Source organism: Ochrobactrum sp. 19YEA23, assembly GCF_029909865.1.
Lineage (GTDB): Bacteria > Pseudomonadota > Alphaproteobacteria > Rhizobiales > Rhizobiaceae > Brucella > Brucella gambitense.
The window spans coordinates 208304-226119 of record NZ_JASAMQ010000007.1 but is presented as its reverse complement, the minus strand read 5'-3'; the positions used below and the strand labels follow the sequence as shown (position 1 = coordinate 226119).

Sequence of the window (17816 nt, the reverse complement as noted above, 5' to 3'; positions counted from 1 at the left end):
TTCTCGCGTTCAGCTGTTCAGCAGAACCTAGAACGCAAGTGCATTGTTGATGACGGTCTGGTTGATCTTCACCGGATACTGCTTCTGCAGCTCGCCAACCATCTGTTCCAGCACATCGTCGGAAAGGGCGGTTGCCAGATAGTTGCGCTGCTGTTCAGGAATCGCGTCCGGACCTGCACTTGCAGGCTCGGTCACTTCCGTCACCTTGAAGAGAATCTGCGCATCATCGGAAGGCGCTGCAGCCGTGCCGGTGAAACCGTCAGGACCACGGAAAATCTGCGCTGCCGCAGCCGAGCCGATATCCGCGTCGTTTGTCGAGCGGGTGACGCCACGCTTGGTCTGCTTTTCAAGGCCAAGCTCTGATGCAATCGCATCGAGCGTCGCGCCGCCATCGAGACGCTTCTTCAGGTCTTCCAGACGCTGATTGAGGCGCTTGACGGCTTCTTCGCCCTTCCATGCGGCCACAACCTTGTCCTTGACTTCGTCGAGGGTGCGGTCTCGGGCAGGGGTCATACCGTCGATCTGGTACCAGAGATAGCCGACATTGCCCATGGTCAGTGCGTCATTGTCAAAGCCCTGTTCCGCCTGGAAAGCGGCGGCCAGAAGCGCCTGTCCGTTCGGCAATTCAACCGGGTTGCCGGATGGATCGTTGCCTTCGGCGTCGACGGCATCGACGGTGACGGTCTTGAGGCTCAGACCCTTGGCGACGTCGGCCATCGACGCGCCATCGGAGCGCTGCTGCTCATAGGAATCGTGGATTCCACTGATGCTGCTTGCCGCGATGTTGTTGGCAAGGGTCGTGCGGATTTCACCTTCGACTTCCGAGAGCGGCTTAACATGCGCCGGGTCGATCTTGGTAACGCGCAGAATGACCGGGCCAAAACCACCCTTGACGACAGGGCTTACGCCGTTTTCGGCGAGCGCAAAGGCTGCGTCGGCGATGGTCTGGTCAGGAATAGCGCTTTTCTCGAAAGTGCCGAGCTTGAGATCGTCTTCGGTCTTGCCCTGTTCCTTGCCGATGTCGAGGAAGCTGGTGCCTGCGGCAATCTTTTCCTGCGCGGCATTGGCAGCGGCTTCATCGGCAAAGCTGATCTGCTCGATGGTGCGCTGTTCGATTGTGCCGTAGCGCGCCTTGTTCTTCTCGTAATACTCGTTGATTTCTTCCTGCGTCACGGCTGCCGGATCGGCAATGTCGGCAGGCTCCAGCTTGACGTAGCTGATCTTGCGGTATTCGGGCGCCTTGTATTCATCCTTATGCGCATCGAAATAGGCCTTGAGGGCATCATCCGACGGGGCAGGGATCGCGTCCGCTTTTTCCACAGGAATGGTGATGTAGTCGACGCTGCGGCTTTCGCCCTGATAAAGCGCCAGTGCCTTGAGCATGGCGTCAGGCATCTTGATGCCGTCGGTCGCTGCTTCCACCATCTGCTGGCGACGGGCAACCTTGGCGCGATTATCGAGATAATCCTGCGCGCGAATGCCGGACTGGCGCAAAACCGCATCAAACTGCGCACGGTTGAAGTTGCCGCTGGCGTCCTGGAATGCCGGGTCTTCCGCCGTCAGACGGGCGATGCCGTCCTTTGACAGGCCGAGCTGCATGTTGCGTGCGCCTTCGTCGAGCACAACGCCGGCTGCGAGCTGCGCCAGAACCTGATTTTCAACACCGATGGATTTTGCCTGTTCACGCGTCAACCGCTGGCGGAACTGCTGCGACAGGCGCATCACCTGCTGTTCATAAGCGAAGCGGTAGTCAGTTGCGCTGACTTCGGAGCCGCCTGCTGTCAGTGCGGCGTTACCTGTCATGCCACCGCGGAAAACATCCGCAATACCCCAGACGCCGAAGCTCAGGACGAGCACACCAAGCAGAAGCTTGGAGATCCAGGAGCGAGAGGCAGAGCGCAGGCTGTCGAGCATGGGAAACCCTTCGATTATGAAATAAAGCTCGGCTTTGGTTGAGTTGAGCCAGTCGTTGAATTGAACCGTTCAGGGGATAACCCCAAGCAAGCCCCATATGCAAGGTCTCATTGAGGCTCTGCAACCAAGAACATTTGCATTGCGACACGAATATGCTTAGTCAGTGGCAAAATTCGGCGCAGCCATGCGTTATTCGCTGGAAGCGCCTGCCGTTTAGAGCGTGTTTCGATCCGAATGGATCGGATCGACGCTCTGAATGTTCAGTTCGACGCATAATCTTATCGATCCTCGTTTCACTCCGGTCGGATTATGCTCATGAAAGGCGAGGAGAACGCAATGACTCCGGGTATCCGTCCGTTGGTCGCTGGCAACTGGAAGATGAATGGCACGGGAGAATCTCTTACCGAACTGCGCGCGATTGCAGCCGGTCTGAGCTCCGATTTCGGCAGAAAACTCGATGCGGTGATCTGCGTACCTGCCACTTTGTTGTCACGCGCTGCCGAAACGCTCTCTGGCGAAACCACGGTCGGCCTCGGCGGACAGGACAGCCACTTCAAGGTTTCCGGCGCACATACCGGTGATATTTCGGCTGAAATGCTGAAAGAAGCAGGCGCGACCCATGTCATTATCGGCCATTCCGAACGCCGCACCGATCACAGCGAAACCAACAATGTTGTGAAGGCAAAGACCGAAGCCGCCTGGGCAGCCGGTCTTATAACGATCGTTTGCGTCGGCGAAACGGCTGATGAACGCAAGTCGGAACGCACGCTGGAAGTCATCGGCTCGCAGCTCGCAGGTTCCCTTCCGGATGGCCTGACTGCAGAAAACACCATTATTGCTTATGAGCCTGTATGGGCGATCGGCACGGGCCTGACACCGACGGTGCAGGATGTCCGCGCCGCCCATGCCTTCATGCGCGAGCAACTGACCGAGCGTTTCGGCGCAAAGGGCGCACATCTGCGTCTTCTCTATGGCGGTTCGGTCAAGCCTTCCAACTCCACCGAACTGCTCGGCATTGCCGATGTGGACGGTGCACTTGTTGGCGGTGCGAGCTTGAAGGCGACCGACTTCCTCGCCATATGCGAGACCTATCGCAACCTTTGAGCGGTGCCTCGCCCTGCCGTGCTCTAACTTGGGCGGCGGGGCTTGGATTATCACGCAATAGCGTGTAAAGAGCCGCATCTATTCTGTCGTGCAGTCTGGACATGCTCATGTGATGTGTCCTGGAACTGCTTTAGTTCAGGGACGTAAAGACCGTTACCCATGCAAACCGTACTCATTGTCATTCATTTGTTGATCGTGCTGGCGCTTGTCGGCGTTGTGCTTATCCAGCGCTCTGAAGGCGGCGGCCTTGGCATCGGCGGCGGTTCTGGCTTCATGACGGCGCGGGGTGCCGCCAATGCGCTCACCCGTACGACTGCCATTCTGGCAATCGGCTTTTTCGCGACGTCGCTGGTTCTCGGCATCATGGCGCGTTACGGCGAACGCCCGACCGACATTCTGAACCGTATTCCCGCTGCATCCGGCAGCCAGACTGCTCCGGCAGGCGGCAACGGCGCTGGCGGCGGCATTCTCAATCAGCTTGGTGGTGAGTCTTCGCGCACCGACACGAATGGGACTGCACCTGCTGCACCGGGCGCTGCTCCAGCCGCTCCGACGGGAACCACCGCACCGCAGGCACCGGCTACGCCGGAAGCTCCGGCCAACCCGGTTCCGAGCTCACAGTAAAAAGAGCTTTCTATTCAAGTGATTGTGAAGCCGGCCCACTGGGCCGGTTTTCTTTTTGTTAACCGTCAAATTGCAAAGTGTTGCAAGCAGGCAATAGGCTTTCACGAATCGCATTGCACAACTGTTGCAACGAATTGAGTCGGACCTGCGTTTACAGTATGGAAAGCGAAAGCTTGGCCGCAAAGTTGCGGTGGCTATTTTCCGCTTGTGCTTGGATTTTCGGGAACTGATCATGTTTTCACGTCGTATTCTTATGGCTGGCATTGCGAGCCTTTGCGTTGGAGTTTCCGCGCCGGCTTTTGCCGCTTCGCCGGTCGGTGCCGAGGCACAGTTGAATGAAGCCGCTGCCGCTAACGTGCAGCAGGTTGCGCTTTCGAGCGACGCCAAGGCCAATCCGGACAAGCCGAAGAAGAAGAAAAAGAGCGCTTCCAACGGCAATGCCGGTGTGAAGGCCAACAAGTACAATATCGATCCCAAGTTCCGCGCGCAGGAAGTGGCCTTCACGGGCTACAAGCCGGGCACAATCGTGATCGACCCGAAGCAGCGCTTCCTCTATTATGTCGAAACTTCCACGACGGCGCGCCGCTATGGCATTGCAGTCGGCAAGCAGGGTCTGGAATTCAAGGGCTCCGCTACCGTCAACGCCAAGCGTGAATGGCCGCGCTGGATCCCGACCAAGGAAATGGTCGAGCGTGATCCGGGTCATTACGGTCGCTTCAAGAACGGCATGGATGGCGGCCCGGGCAATCCGCTGGGTTCGCGCGCCATGTATCTGTTCCAGGGTAACAAGGACACCTATATCCGTATTCACGGCACGGTTCAGCCATGGACCATCGGCAGCTCCGCTTCGAACGGCTGCTTCCGCATGATCAATGAAGACGTTATGGATCTTTATGAGCGCGTCGGTCTCGGCACCGAAGTCGTCGTTCTCTGATCCATATTGACGATCTGAAAAATGGCCGGGCTTTTGGGCCCGGCTTTTCTTTGGCCATTCTATCCATGGCTGCGTCTCGGTTGAGGCCTTATCTGTGGATTTCGGGCTTCGGCATGGAAATGTCGGGCAGGGGCCATTAAGACGTTACTACGTATTCGCTCCGGAGGTCGTGCTCCGGTCATGTTCAGCGTATGGCGTTCACATTCGTGGAATACGCTGAGGGTCTCGTGTCGCTCTCCAAACGTTCCGTTTTGGGGTGACATGTCTGTGTTCAACAACGATTACCGCATCGCTTCGGTGAAAAATCACTTTGAGGCGCATTTTTTTGTGGCGGAATCAATTAAGAAAGTCTAACGAGATAAGCCCATGGCGCGATATGTTTTCATCACTGGCGGCGTGGTTTCTTCCCTTGGAAAAGGCATAGCTGCTGCAGCACTGGCTGCACTCCTTCAGGCACGCGGTTACCGCGTGCGTATCCGTAAACTCGACCCTTATCTGAACGTCGATCCCGGCACGATGTCGCCTTACCAGCATGGTGAGGTGTTCGTCACTGACGATGGTGCCGAAACCGACCTCGATCTCGGTCATTACGAGCGGTTCACCGGTCGTCCTGCCAACAAGCAGGACAATATCACCACCGGTCGCATCTACCGTAACATCATCGAAAAAGAACGCCGCGGCGACTATCTCGGCGCGACGGTTCAGGTCATTCCGCACGTTACCGACGAGATCAAGAACTTTGTTCTCGAGGGCAACGAGGATTATGATTTCGTCCTGTGCGAAATCGGCGGCACTGTTGGCGACATTGAAGCCATGCCGTTCCTCGAAGCGATCCGTCAGCTAGGCAATGAATTGCCGCGCGGAGCAGCCGTTTACATCCATCTCACGCTGATGCCGTATATTCCGGCGGCGGGCGAACTCAAGACCAAGCCGACCCAGCATTCGGTCAAGGAACTGCGGTCCATCGGTATTGCTCCGGATATTCTTCTGGTGCGTGCGGACCGTGAAATTCCGGAATCCGAACGTCGCAAGCTGTCGCTGTTCTGTAATGTGCGTGAAAGCGCCGTTATCCAGGCGCTCGACGTGGCAACGATCTATGATGTGCCGATTGCTTACCACAAGGAAGGTCTCGATTCGGAAGTCCTTTCCGCGTTCGGTATCGACCCGGCTCCAAAGCCGCGTATGGATCGCTGGGAAGAAGTTTCCCATCGTCTGCACAATCCGGAAGGCGAAGTCACCATCGCTATCGTTGGCAAGTATACGGGTCTGAAGGACGCGTATAAGTCGCTGATCGAAGCGCTTTATCACGGTGGTCTTGCCAACAAGGTGAAGGTCAATCTCGACTGGATCGAAGCTGAAGTCTTTGAAAGCGAAGATCCGGCTCCGCATCTGGAAAAGGTGCACGGCATTCTGGTGCCGGGTGGCTTTGGCGAGCGTGGCGCAGAGGGCAAAATTCTTGCGGCGAAGTTCGCTCGTGAGCGGAAGGTTCCGTATTTCGGCATTTGCTTCGGCATGCAGATGGCCTGCATCGAGGCAGCGCGTAATCTGGTTGGCATCGAAAACGCGTCTTCGACCGAGTTCGGCCCGACCAAGGAGCCGGTTGTCGGTCTCATGACCGAATGGCTCAAGGGCAACATGCTCGAGAAGCGCGCAGCAGCGGGCGATCTTGGTGGCACGATGCGTCTTGGCGCTTATGAGGCGGCTCTTGCTCCGGGTTCCAAGATTGCGGAAATCTACGGCTCGACCGATATTTTCGAGCGTCACCGTCACCGCTACGAAGTCAATGTCGACTATAAGGCGCGTCTCGAAGAGGCTGGCCTGAATTTCGCAGGCATGTCGCCGGATGGCGTTCTGCCGGAAACGGTCGAATATCCGGACCATCCATGGTTCATCGGCGTTCAGTACCATCCGGAACTGAAGTCCCGTCCGTTCGAACCGCATCCGCTCTTCGCTTCGTTCATCGAAGCGGCGATTGAACAAAGCCGACTGGTTTGATGCATGAATAGTGATCTCGCGCGCAACGCTCGTTCGGTTGACCACCTGGTTCTGCCGGTTGAACAACTGGACGAAGCGCGCGCGAGACTTTCCCTCTTGGGATTTACAGTGGCCCCGAATGCCCAGCATCCATTCGGCACCGCCAATGTGTGCAGCTTTTTTGCCGACGACACCTATCTGGAAATGCTGGCAGTCGACCGCGAACCGCTTTATGTGGCCGCCGCCCGTCGCTCGAACAGTTTCATTCTCCGCGATCAGGCCTACCGCTTCCGCAGCGGACAGGACGGCTTTTCAGGAATAGCCTTCAAGACCGACGATGCCCGTGCCGACCATGCCGAGTTCAAACGGCGTGGCGTTTCCGGTGGTCGTATGGTCGAGTTTTCCCGCGCGTTTCTCAGCCGCGAAGGCAAGCGCGAGATTGCGAGTTTCCGTCTGGCTTTTGCTGCGGATTTGCGCGCTCCCGATGCATTTTTCTTCTGCTGCCAGCGGTTGGCCTATCCGAAAACGGATCGTTCGCATCTGATTGCGCATGAGAATGGCGTCACCGGCCTGCGCAAAATCCTGATCTGCGAGGATAATCCGGCAGAGTTTTCGGAATTGCTGCAAGGTGTGTTTCATGCGCCGGCGCGCAAGCATGACGGTGGTTCTCTGGAAATCACTGCCGGCAATGCCGATATAGAGATTGTTCCCTCCAAACAGTTTGAACAGAGCTTTGGATGGTTGCCAGAACTGCATGGCCGCGGTTTGCGGCTTGCAGGATTGGTCTTCACGGTTGCTTCGCTTTTGACAGCCGAGCAGCTTCTTGACCGCAACGGTGTCACGTTTCTGAAAAGAGATGGCCGTATCATCGTTTCTCCGGCTAAAGGCCAGGGTACGTTGTTCGTATTTGAAGGTGTTGAGTAAATGACGACCGCCAATTCCTCCGTCAAAGTCGGTAATGTTACCTTCTCCAACAGCGCGCGTTTTGCGCTGATCGCTGGCCCATGCCAGATGGAAACGCGGGAGCATGCCTTCGACATGGCAGGACGCCTGAAGGAAATCACCGACAAGCTGGGTATCGGTCTCGTCTACAAGTCCAGCTTCGACAAGGCCAACCGCACCTCGCTGAAAGCAGAGCGCGGTATTGGTCTCGAAAAGGCGCTGGAAGTCTTTACCGATCTGAAAAAGGAATTCGGCTTTCCGGTTCTGACCGATATTCACACCGAAGAACAATGCGCTGCCGTCGCACCGGTTGTTGATGTGCTCCAGATTCCAGCTTTCCTTTGCCGCCAGACCGATCTGCTGATCGCCGCCGCGAAGACTGGCCGCGTGGTCAACGTCAAGAAGGGCCAGTTTCTGGCACCTTGGGACATGAAGAATGTTCTGGCCAAGATCACCGAAAGCGGCAATCCGAATGTGCTCGCAACCGAGCGCGGCGCGTCTTTCGGTTATAATACACTGGTTTCCGACATGCGTTCGCTGCCGATCATGGCTGGCCTTGGCGCGCCTGTGGTTTTCGATGCGACCCATTCGGTGCAGCAGCCGGGCGGGCAGGGCGGTTCGTCAGGCGGACAGCGCGAATTCGTTGAAACACTGGCCCGCGCAGCAGTGGCTGTCGGCGTGGCCGGTCTCTTCATTGAAACCCATCAGGACCCCGACAATGCACCGTCGGACGGACCAAACATGGTGCCGATCGACAAGATGCCGGCATTGCTGGAAAAGCTTGTGGCGTTCGACCGGATTGCCAAGGGTCATTAAAATACCTGGCGAATTGTGAAAGGCGGGGGATTTTCCTCCGCCTTTTGTTTCGCTAAGGATGTGCCCACATCGGATTTGTTCAGCAGCTTCGCGGATAAGCGGAGCGATCTATAGGGAAGGACTGGCTCCTATGACTGCAATTATCGACATCGTCGGCCGCGAAATTCTTGACAGCCGCGGCAACCCGACCGTCGAAGTGGACGTAGTGCTTGAAGATGGCTCTTTTGGCCGTGCCGCTGTTCCATCCGGCGCATCGACCGGCGCCCATGAGGCCGTCGAGCTGCGCGATGGCGGCAGTCGCTATCTCGGCAAGGGCGTGGAAAAGGCTGTTGAAGCCGTGAATGGCAAGATTTTCGACGCCATTGCAGGCCTCGATGCTGAAAGCCAGCTGCTCATCGACCAGACGCTGATTGACCTCGACGGCACTGCCAACAAGGGCAATCTCGGCGCCAACGCCATTCTCGGCGTGTCGCTGGCTGTTGCTAAGGCTGCCGCTCAGGCAACCGGCCTGCCGCTCTATCGCTATGTTGGCGGTGCGAATGCGCATGTTCTGCCAGTGCCAATGATGAATATCATCAATGGCGGCGCACATGCCGACAATCCAATCGACTTTCAGGAATTCATGATTCTGCCGGTTGGCGCATCGTCGATCCGCGAAGCCGTGCGTTATGGCTCGGAAGTCTTCCACACGCTGAAGAAGCGCCTCAAAGACGCTGGCCACAACACCAATGTCGGCGATGAAGGCGGCTTTGCTCCGAATCTCAAGAGCGCGCAGGCTGCCCTCGATTTCGTTATGGAATCGATTGAGAAGGCTGGCTTCAAGCCGGGTGAAGACATTGCCATCGGCCTCGATTGCGCATCGACCGAATTCTTCAAGGACGGCAACTACGTCTATGAAGGCGAACGCAAGACCCGTGACCCGAAGGCGCAGGCCAAGTATCTGGCCAAGCTCGTTGCCGATTATCCGATCGTCAGCATTGAAGACGGCATGGCTGAAGACGACTGGGAAGGCTGGAAGTATCTGACCGACGTCGTTGGCAACAAGTGTCAGCTGGTTGGCGACGATCTGTTCGTCACCAACTCGGCCCGTCTGCGCGATGGTATCCGCATGGGCGTCGCCAATTCGATCCTCGTGAAGGTGAATCAGATCGGTTCGCTGTCGGAAACGCTCGATGCCGTCGAAACCGCGCATAAAGCCGGCTACACCGCCGTCATGTCGCACCGTTCGGGCGAAACCGAAGATTCGACCATTGCCGATCTGGCGGTTGCCACGAATTGCGGTCAGATCAAGACCGGCTCGCTGGCCCGTTCGGACCGTACCGCAAAGTACAACCAGCTCATCCGCATTGAAGAAGAACTCGGCAAGCAGGCTCGTTATGCAGGCCGCAGCGCGCTGAAGTTCCTATAATCGGATTGCAATGCTTTTGATGAAAGGCGGGCCCTGTGCCCGCCTTTTTTCGTTGCCCTTGAGGCCGCATCGACATCTCATCCAGTCCCGGTTTTGACTCTTCCCAAATATATTGATATCAATGTTATTGTCTTTGCCATGCGCTGGCCCTGAATGGGGAGCAATATGGCGAACATGGAGCGGCTCAATCCCGTATTGACCCGAGCCGTAGGGGGGAAATCAAAGGGAGAGAGAAAATGGCTTATATTGAAGGTTTCGTCGTTGCGGTTCCGAAAGCGAATAAGGAAATCTATCGCAAACATGCGGCGACTGCTGCCGAACTGTTCAAAGAGTTTGGCGTCACGCGCATGGTCGAGGCATGGGGCGACGATGTCCCCGATGGCAAGGTGACTGACTTCCGCCGCGCGGTGCAGGCAACGGACGATGAGGAGGTGGTTTTCTCCTGGTTCGAGTATCCCGACAAGGCCACGCGCGATGCGGCCAATCAGAAGATGATGAGCGATCCGCGCATGAAGGCGATGGGCAGCGAGATGCCCTTTGATGGCAAGCGCATGATCATGGGCGGCTTCTCAACGATTCTCGATGTGTGATCGTTTGGATGTCTGACAACGAAAAAATCGGCAATCAGGGATTGATCCTGATTGTCGACTTCTCTTTTTAAGGGCGAATTTCTCGAAATACACCGTCTTGTGAACACCTAATCTGTTTCACAAAAATAGGGTTAATCTTTCCCTGACATATGGCTGCGGTAAAGCTCTGTTAAGCAAAATAATGCTTCATGGTGGAATTCGGATTGGCGGTTACAGCTTGAGATTCGCTACCGTCAAAAACATCCGGGAAGGAAGCCGCAATGTGGACCAAGCAGAAACGTAAATCGATCCGTGGGCGCTTTATTCTGCCCATCCTGACGGCTGCGTTTCTCAGCTATTTCGGCTTCCACGCCTATCATGGCGAATTTGGCCTGTACTCCCGCATCCAACTCGAAGAGCAAAAAGCATCCCTCACCAAGCAGCTGGAAAAAATCAGCGGTGAACGCGCCGCGCTCGAAAAGCGCGTCGGGCTTCTGCGTGACGGATCCATTGAAAAGGATATGCTTGACGAGCAGGCGCGCAGGGCGCTTAATCTCTCCCATCCCGATGAAGTGACAATTATTACGTCTCGGGAAGACAGATCGAATTAACTGAATTCCGGTTAATTGTCTTTTTGTGATATGTTTTTAAGGGCTTGGTAGCATAGCAGCTATGCTCTGGGTGCATATTGTATCTTGTAATATGCCCGTATAACGTCACAATATAACGACAATCTTAGGGAGCGAGATATGGCACCGAGGGCTAAAAGGGCGCCTGCTGGCAAAACGCAGACGTCTTCCGTCACTACCCCCAAGGCACCTGCGCCTGTAAACTTCACCAAGGAGCAGGAGCTACACGCCTATCGCGAGATGCTGATGATCCGGCGTTTCGAAGAAAAAGCCGGTCAGCTTTATGGCATGGGCTTCATTGGTGGCTTCTGCCATCTCTATATCGGACAGGAAGCTGTCGTCGTTGGTATGCAGACCGCGCTGAAGGAAGGTGATCAGATCATCACGTCCTATCGCGATCATGGTCACATGCTGGCAACAGGCATGGAAGCGCGCGGCGTTATGGCTGAGCTGACCGGACGCCGTGGAGGCTACTCCAAGGGCAAGGGCGGCTCCATGCACATGTTCTCCAAGGAAAAGGGCTTTTACGGCGGTCACGGTATCGTCGGCGCTCAGGTTCCGCTTGGTACCGGTCTTGCCTTTGCGAACAAGTATCGCGGCAATGACAACATCTCCGTCACCTATTTCGGCGATGGCGCTGCCAATCAGGGCCAGGTCTACGAAGCCTTCAACATGGCATCGCTGTGGAAGCTTCCGGTGATCTACGTCATCGAAAACAACCGTTACGCCATGGGCACCTCGGTTTCGCGTTCTTCCGCTGAAACGGATTTCTCCAAGCGCGGCGTTTCGTTCAACGTTCCGGGCATCAAGGTCGACGGCATGGATGTTCGCGCCGTTGCTGCCGCTGCTGCACTCGCTGCCGAATGGACGCGTTCCGGCAAGGGTCCGCTGATTCTCGAAATGGAAACCTATCGCTATCGCGGTCACTCCATGTCCGATCCTGCGAAGTATCGCTCGAAGGACGAAGTGCAGAAGATGCGTTCGGAGCATGATCCAATCGAGCAGGTCAAACAGCGCCTGATTGAAAAGAACTGGGCCACCGAAGAAGAGCTGAAGGAAATCGACAAGGAAGTCCGCGACATCGTCGCTGATTCGGCCGATTTCGCTCAAAACGATCCAGAGCCGGATGTTTCCGAGCTCTATACGGATATTCTGCTCTAATTCGGGAAAGGTGTTGTCATGCCCGTAGAAATTCTCATGCCCGCCCTTTCTCCGACCATGGAAGAAGGCACGCTTTCCAAGTGGGTGAAAAAGGAAGGCGACAAGGTTACGTCCGGTGACGTGATTGCCGAGATCGAAACCGACAAGGCCACGATGGAAGTCGAAGCCGTCGATGAAGGTGTTATCGGCAAAATCCTGATCGCAGAAGGCACCGAAGGCGTGAAGGTCAATACGCCGATCGCCGTGCTTCTTGGCGACGGTGAAAGCGCTTCCGATATCGGTTCGGCTCCGGCTGCCAAGGCTGAAGCCCTCAAGGAAGAAGCTCCTAAGGAAGCGCCGAAGGCTGAAGACAAGCCAGCTGCCAGCGTTCCTGCTGCGCCGAAGGTTGAAGTCGCGTCCGATCCGGATATTCCGGCTGGCACGGAAATGGTTTCGATGACCGTGCGTGAAGCACTGCGCGACGCCATGGCCGAAGAAATGCGCCGTGACGAGAACGTCTTCATCATGGGTGAAGAAGTTGCCGAATATCAGGGCGCTTACAAGATCACCCAGGGTCTTCTCGACGAATTCGGCCCGCGCCGTGTTGTTGATACGCCGATTACCGAGCATGGCTTTGCCGGTGTGGGCGTTGGCGCTGCTATGGCTGGCCTCAAGCCAATCGTTGAGTTCATGACCTTCAACTTCGCCATGCAGGCGATTGACCAGATCGTGAATTCGGCTGCCAAGACGCTTTACATGTCGGGCGGCCAGATGGGCGCTCCGATGGTGTTCCGCGGTCCTTCGGGCGCTGCTGCACGCGTCGCCGCACAGCATTCGCAGTGCTATGCCGCATGGTACAGCCAGATTCCGGGCCTCAAGGTCGTTATGCCTTACTCGGCTGCTGATGCGAAGGGTCTTCTCAAGGCTGCAATCCGCGATCCGAACCCGGTCATCTTCCTCGAAAACGAAATCCTCTACGGTCATCATTTCGAAGTGCCGAAGCTGGATGATTTCGTTCTGCCGATTGGCAAGGCCCGCATTCACAAGCAGGGCAAGGACGCGACCATCGTTTCGTTCGGCATCGGCATGACCTATGCGGTCAAGGCTGCTGAAGAGCTTGCTGCACAGGGCATCGATGTTGAAGTCATCGATCTGCGCACCATTCGTCCAATGGATATTCCGACAGTTGTTGAATCGGTCAAGAAGACCGGTCGCCTCGTCACCGTTGAAGAAGGCTATCCGCAGTCGTCCGTTGGTACCGAAATCGCCACCCGCGTGATGCAGCAGGCCTTCGATTATCTCGATGCGCCGATCCTGACCATTGCCGGCAAGGACGTTCCGATGCCTTACGCCGCAAATCTCGAAAAGCTGGCGCTGCCGAATGTGGCCGAAGTCGTGGAAGCGGTGAAAGCCGTGACCTACTCCGCTTAACGAAAGGGTCTGGACATGCCGATCAATATCACCATGCCAGCGCTTTCTCCCACGATGGAAGAAGGCAACCTGTCGAAATGGCTGGTTAAGGAAGGCGACAAGGTTACGTCCGGCGATGTGATTGCCGAGATCGAAACCGACAAGGCCACGATGGAAGTCGAGGCTGTTGACGAAGGCACTGTTGCCAAACTGGTTGTTCCGGCTGGCACCGAAGGCGTCAAGGTCAACGCGCTGATCGCCATTCTGGCCGCTGACGGCGAAGACGTCGCGGAAGCAGCAAAGGGCGGCGGCGCTGCCGCACCAAAGGCGGAAGCAAAAGCCGAGGCTCCGAAGGAAGAGCCAAAGGCCGAAGCCAAGAAGGACGTTGCACCTGCTGCAACGCCCGCTCCGGCAGCCGCTGTGCCCGCGCAGGCACCTGCGAAGGGCGAACGCATTTTCGCTTCTCCGCTGGCCCGCCGTATTGCCAAGGACGCTGGCGTCGATATCGCTGCCGTGAAGGGCACCGGTCCGCATGGCCGTGTCGTTCAGCGCGATGTGGAATCCGCTATTCAGTCGGGCGGTGCGAAAGCAGCTGCTGCTGCGCCGCAGGCTGCTGCCAGCGCTCCCGCTGCCAAGCCGATGTCGGACGATGCCGTTCTCAAGCTGTTCGAGGAAGGTTCTTACGAAATCGTGCCGCATGACGGTATGCGCAAGACCATTGCTCGCCGTCTGGTGGAATCGAAGCAGACCGTTCCGCATTTCTACCTGACGATCGATTGCGAACTCGATGCGCTTCTGGCGCTTCGCGCGCAGATCAATGCGGCTTCGCCGCTGGTCAAGACCGAGAAGGGCGAGGTTCCGGCCTACAAGCTCTCTGTCAACGACATGATCATCAAGGCGACTGCTCTGGCGCTTCGCGATATTCCGGAAGCCAATGTCTCCTGGACTGAAGGTGGCATGATCAAGCACAAGCGTTCGGATGTCGGCGTTGCCGTTTCTATTCCGGGCGGCCTGATTACGCCAATCGTCCGCCATGCGGAAAACAAGACGCTTTCCGCCATCTCCAACGAGATGAAGGATCTGGCCAAGCGCGCGCGTGATCGCAAGCTGAAGCCAGAGGAATATCAGGGTGGTTCGACCTCGGTCTCCAACCTCGGCATGTTCGGCGTCAAGGATTTTGCCGCCATCATCAACCCGCCGCATGCGACCATTTTCGCAATCGGCGCAGGTGAAGAACGCGTCGTGGTGAAGAAGGGCGAGATGAAAGTGGCGACAGTCATGTCGGTCACGCTTTCCACCGATCACCGCGCAGTCGATGGCGCTCTTGCCGCCGAACTGGCGCAGGCCTTCAAGCGCCACATCGAAAATCCGATGGGCATGCTGGTCTGATGGAATTGAAGCCGCGCCTGTCTTTGTAGATGATACAGAGATGGGCGCGGCCTTTCCGCTTTCAGGAATAAGGGCAAGAACTATGGCCGACATTTACGACGTTATTGTTATTGGATCGGGACCGGGCGGTTACGTAACGGCGATCCGTGCTGCGCAGCTGGGCCTCAAGACGGCAATCGTCGAGCGCGAGCATCTGGGCGGCATCTGCCTCAACTGGGGCTGCATTCCGACCAAGGCGCTGCTGCGTTCGGCGGAGATCCTGCATTTCGGTGAACATGCCAAGGACTACGGTCTGAAGCTGGAAGGCACTATCACGCCTGACGTGAAAGCTGTTGTGCAGCGTTCGCGCGGCGTTTCGGCGCGTCTTAACGGCGGCGTCGCCTTCCTTATGAAGAAGAACAAGATCGATGTGATTTGGGGCGAAGCCAAGCTCGTCAAGGGCGCTTCCGGCTCCAATCCCGCCGAGATCACGGTCGGCAAGACCTCGAAGCAGCCAATGCTGCCGCAAAACCCGGTGCCGAAGGGCGTGCTGGGCGAGGGCAGCTACAAGGCCAAGCACATCATCGTCGCGACTGGTGCGCGTCCGCGTGCGCTGCCTGGCATCGAGCCGGATGGCAAGCTGATCTGGACCTATTTCGAAGCTATGGTGCCGCAGGACTTGCCCAAGTCGATGCTGGTTATGGGTTCGGGCGCAATCGGCATCGAATTCGCATCGTTCTATCACGACATGGGCGTCGATGTGACGGTTGTGGAAGTGATGCCGCAGATCATGCCAGTGGAAGATGCGGAAATCTCCGCCATCGCTCGCAAGCAGCTTGAAAAGCGCGGCCTCAAGATCATCACCGACGCCAAGGTTACGAAAGTGGAGAAGGGCGCCAACAACGTCACGGCTTCCATCGAAACCAAGGACGGCAAGGTGCAGAAGCTGACTGTCGACCGGATGATTTCAGCTGTCGGCGTTCAGGGCAATATTGAGAATCTCGGCCTTGAAGCGCTCGGCGTGAAGACGGATCGCGGCTGCATCGTCATCGACGGTTATGGCAAGACCAATGTCGAAGGCATCTACGCTATTGGCGACGTCGCCGGTCCGCCAATGCTGGCCCACAAAGCCGAGCATGAAGGCACGATCTGCGTCGAAAAGATCGCAGGCCTCCCGAATGTGCATTCGCTCGACAAGGGCAAGATTCCGGGCTGCACCTATTGTAATCCGCAAGTTGCTTCGGTTGGCCTGACGGAAGCCAAGGCCAAGGAACAGGGTTTTGACATTCGTGTCGGTCGCTATTCCTTCACGGCAAACGGCAAGGCGATTGCTCTCGGCGAGGATCAGGGTCTGGTCAAGACGATCTTCGACAAGAAGACCGGCCAGCTTCTGGGCGCGCATATGGTTGGTGCGGAAGTCACCGAGCTTATCCAGGGCTTCGTGATTGCCATGAACCTTGAGACCACCGAAGAAGAGCTGATGCATTCGGTCTTCCCTCATCCGACCCTTTCGGAGATGATGAAGGAAAGCGTACTCGACGCTTATGGACGTGTGCTGAACGCATAATCCCGAAAAGTTGCAGACTTTTCGGATAAGATTGTGCGGGTGAATACCGCTTAAACAGCAGGAGTTGCGCACATTCCGCTGATCGAAAATGGAGGGCCATGGCGGCGCGCCGCCTGGCCGATCATAAAATGGTGTACCGTCATCGGTCTGACGCTCGGATTTGTAGCGGGCGTCTTGAGTCTTCTTGGCGGTAACACCATATCGGTCAACGGATTGGCTCTCGCTGGCTGGTACGGTGTCTGGACGCTCACTTTGGCGCTTGGCGTCGGTGGCCTGGTCTTTGGCCTGATCTGGGCTCTGGTTTTCAGAGCTCTCGGCATGGCCGCGCGGCGATGAGTAGCAAATGGTCCAAGTTGACAGGTCTTTGGTCAGGGCTTAGGACCGGACCGAATTAAGGAGCGTTCCACATTTTTTTGGGAACATGCTCCGGATAGGCAGGAAACAGCATGGTTACAGTTCTCAATACGGTCAACCAGAGCGGACGTCTGCGGCACCCGGAAAAGGCGCACCGCCCGGACAATGAAGTCCTGAAGAAGCCCGACTGGATTCGCGTCAAGGCTCCGGTCTCGCGCGGCTATAATGAAACGCGCGAAATCGTGCGTTCCAACAAGCTCGTGACCGTCTGTGAAGAAGCTGGCTGCCCGAATATCGGCGAGTGCTGGGAAAAGAAGCACGCCACTTTCATGATCATGGGCGAAATCTGCACACGCGCCTGCGCGTTCTGCAATGTTTCGACCGGTATTCCGACGCCGCTTGATCCGAATGAACCGGAAAATGTCGCCAAGGCTGTCAAGCAGATGGGCCTGACCCATGTGGTCATCACCTCGGTAGATCGCGATGATCTGGCCGATGGCGGCGCGCAGCATTTTGCCGATGTCATTCGCGCCATTCGCGCGGCAACGCCTGCAACGACCATCGAAATTCTGACGCCGGACTTCCTGCGCAAGGAAGGCGCGCTGGAAGTCGTGGTCAAGGCCCGCCCGGACGTGTTCAATCACAATCTGGAAACCGTGCCGTCGCGCTACCTTAAGGTTCGTCCCGGTGCACGTTATTTCCACTCGATCCGCCTGTTGCAGCGTGTCAAGGAACTCGACCCGACCATTTTCACCAAGTCCGGCATTATGGTTGGCCTCGGCGAAGAGCGGAATGAAATCTTGCAGCTGATGGACGATCTTCGTTCGGCTGACGTGGATTTCATGACCATCGGTCAGTATCTGCAGCCGACCCGCAAGCATCATCCGGTCATTCGCTTCGTGACGCCGGACGAATTCAAGTCGTTCGAAACCATCGGCAAGACCAAGGGCTTCCTGCTGGTTGCCTCCAGCCCTCTGACGCGTTCTTCGCATCATGCTGGCGACGATTTTGCAAAGCTGAAGTCGGCCCGCGAAGCGCAGATTGCGAACCGGGCATCGTAAAA

General features: G+C 56.8%; 16 protein-coding genes. 15 read left to right on the top strand and 1 reads right to left on the bottom strand.

Annotated elements, in window-relative coordinates; translation table 11 throughout:
• Positions 1–27 precede the first annotated feature (27 nt).
• A complete protein-coding gene (locus tag QBD01_RS18620; RefSeq protein ID WP_280994053.1) occupies positions 28–1914 on the bottom strand; it encodes a peptidyl-prolyl cis-trans isomerase in 1887 nt (628 codons plus the stop codon).
• 336 nt (positions 1915–2250) lie between these two features.
• On the opposite strand from QBD01_RS18620, the gene tpiA reads away from it, so the two are divergent.
• The 15 genes from tpiA to lipA all read left to right on the top strand — a co-directional run bounded on the left by tpiA (position 2251) and on the right by lipA (position 17814).
• A complete protein-coding gene (tpiA, locus tag QBD01_RS18615; protein WP_280994052.1) occupies positions 2251–3018 on the top strand; it encodes a triose-phosphate isomerase in 768 nt (255 codons plus the stop codon).
• 159 nt (positions 3019–3177) lie between these two features.
• On the top strand, positions 3178–3642 hold the full coding sequence (gene secG / locus QBD01_RS18610; protein WP_182521853.1) for a preprotein translocase subunit SecG: 465 nt from the start codon (positions 3178–3180) through the stop codon (positions 3640–3642).
• A gap of 232 nt (positions 3643–3874) precedes the next feature.
• Positions 3875–4576, top strand: a complete 702-nt coding sequence (locus tag QBD01_RS18605; RefSeq protein ID WP_182521854.1) for a L,D-transpeptidase — start codon at positions 3875–3877, stop codon at positions 4574–4576.
• A gap of 366 nt (positions 4577–4942) precedes the next feature.
• Entirely contained in the window at positions 4943–6571 is a 1629-nt protein-coding gene (locus QBD01_RS18600) for a CTP synthase (RefSeq protein ID WP_078340397.1), read from the top strand.
• A gap of 3 nt (positions 6572–6574) precedes the next feature.
• Complete coding sequence (locus QBD01_RS18595) at positions 6575–7474, top strand: VOC family protein (RefSeq protein ID WP_280994051.1); 900 nt, start codon at positions 6575–6577, stop codon at positions 7472–7474.
• Positions 7475–8308, top strand: coding sequence for a 3-deoxy-8-phosphooctulonate synthase (kdsA, locus tag QBD01_RS18590; protein WP_182521856.1), 834 nt, complete (start codon positions 7475–7477; stop codon positions 8306–8308).
• Positions 8309–8438: 130 nt separating this feature from the next.
• Complete coding sequence (eno, locus tag QBD01_RS18585) at positions 8439–9716, top strand: phosphopyruvate hydratase (protein WP_280994050.1); 1278 nt, start codon at positions 8439–8441, stop codon at positions 9714–9716.
• Between the two features lie 236 nt (positions 9717–9952).
• Positions 9953–10306, top strand: coding sequence for a DUF1428 family protein (locus tag QBD01_RS18580; RefSeq protein ID WP_280994049.1), 354 nt, complete (start codon positions 9953–9955; stop codon positions 10304–10306).
• 260 nt (positions 10307–10566) lie between these two features.
• Positions 10567–10896 carry a septum formation initiator family protein gene (locus QBD01_RS18575; RefSeq protein ID WP_280994048.1) on the top strand — a complete coding sequence of 110 codons (330 nt, stop codon included), beginning with the start codon at positions 10567–10569 and terminating at the stop codon, positions 10894–10896.
• Between the two features lie 138 nt (positions 10897–11034).
• A complete protein-coding gene (pdhA, locus tag QBD01_RS18570; protein WP_078340403.1) occupies positions 11035–12075 on the top strand; it encodes a pyruvate dehydrogenase (acetyl-transferring) E1 component subunit alpha in 1041 nt (346 codons plus the stop codon).
• An 18-nt stretch (positions 12076–12093) separates the two neighbouring features.
• Entirely contained in the window at positions 12094–13485 is a 1392-nt protein-coding gene (locus QBD01_RS18565; protein ID WP_280994047.1) for a pyruvate dehydrogenase complex E1 component subunit beta, read from the top strand.
• 15 nt (positions 13486–13500) lie between these two features.
• Positions 13501–14853: a pyruvate dehydrogenase complex dihydrolipoamide acetyltransferase gene (locus tag QBD01_RS18560; protein ID WP_280994046.1), complete on the top strand. Its 1353-nt coding sequence runs from the start codon at positions 13501–13503 to the stop codon at positions 14851–14853.
• 82 nt (positions 14854–14935) lie between these two features.
• Positions 14936–16399: a dihydrolipoyl dehydrogenase gene (lpdA, locus tag QBD01_RS18555; protein WP_280994045.1), complete on the top strand. Its 1464-nt coding sequence runs from the start codon at positions 14936–14938 to the stop codon at positions 16397–16399.
• A gap of 174 nt (positions 16400–16573) precedes the next feature.
• Positions 16574–16735, top strand: coding sequence for a hypothetical protein (locus QBD01_RS18550; protein WP_176168365.1), 162 nt, complete (start codon positions 16574–16576; stop codon positions 16733–16735).
• 110 nt (positions 16736–16845) lie between these two features.
• On the top strand, positions 16846–17814 hold the full coding sequence (gene lipA / locus QBD01_RS18545; protein WP_280994044.1) for a lipoyl synthase: 969 nt from the start codon (positions 16846–16848) through the stop codon (positions 17812–17814).
• Positions 17815–17816 lie beyond the last annotated feature (2 nt).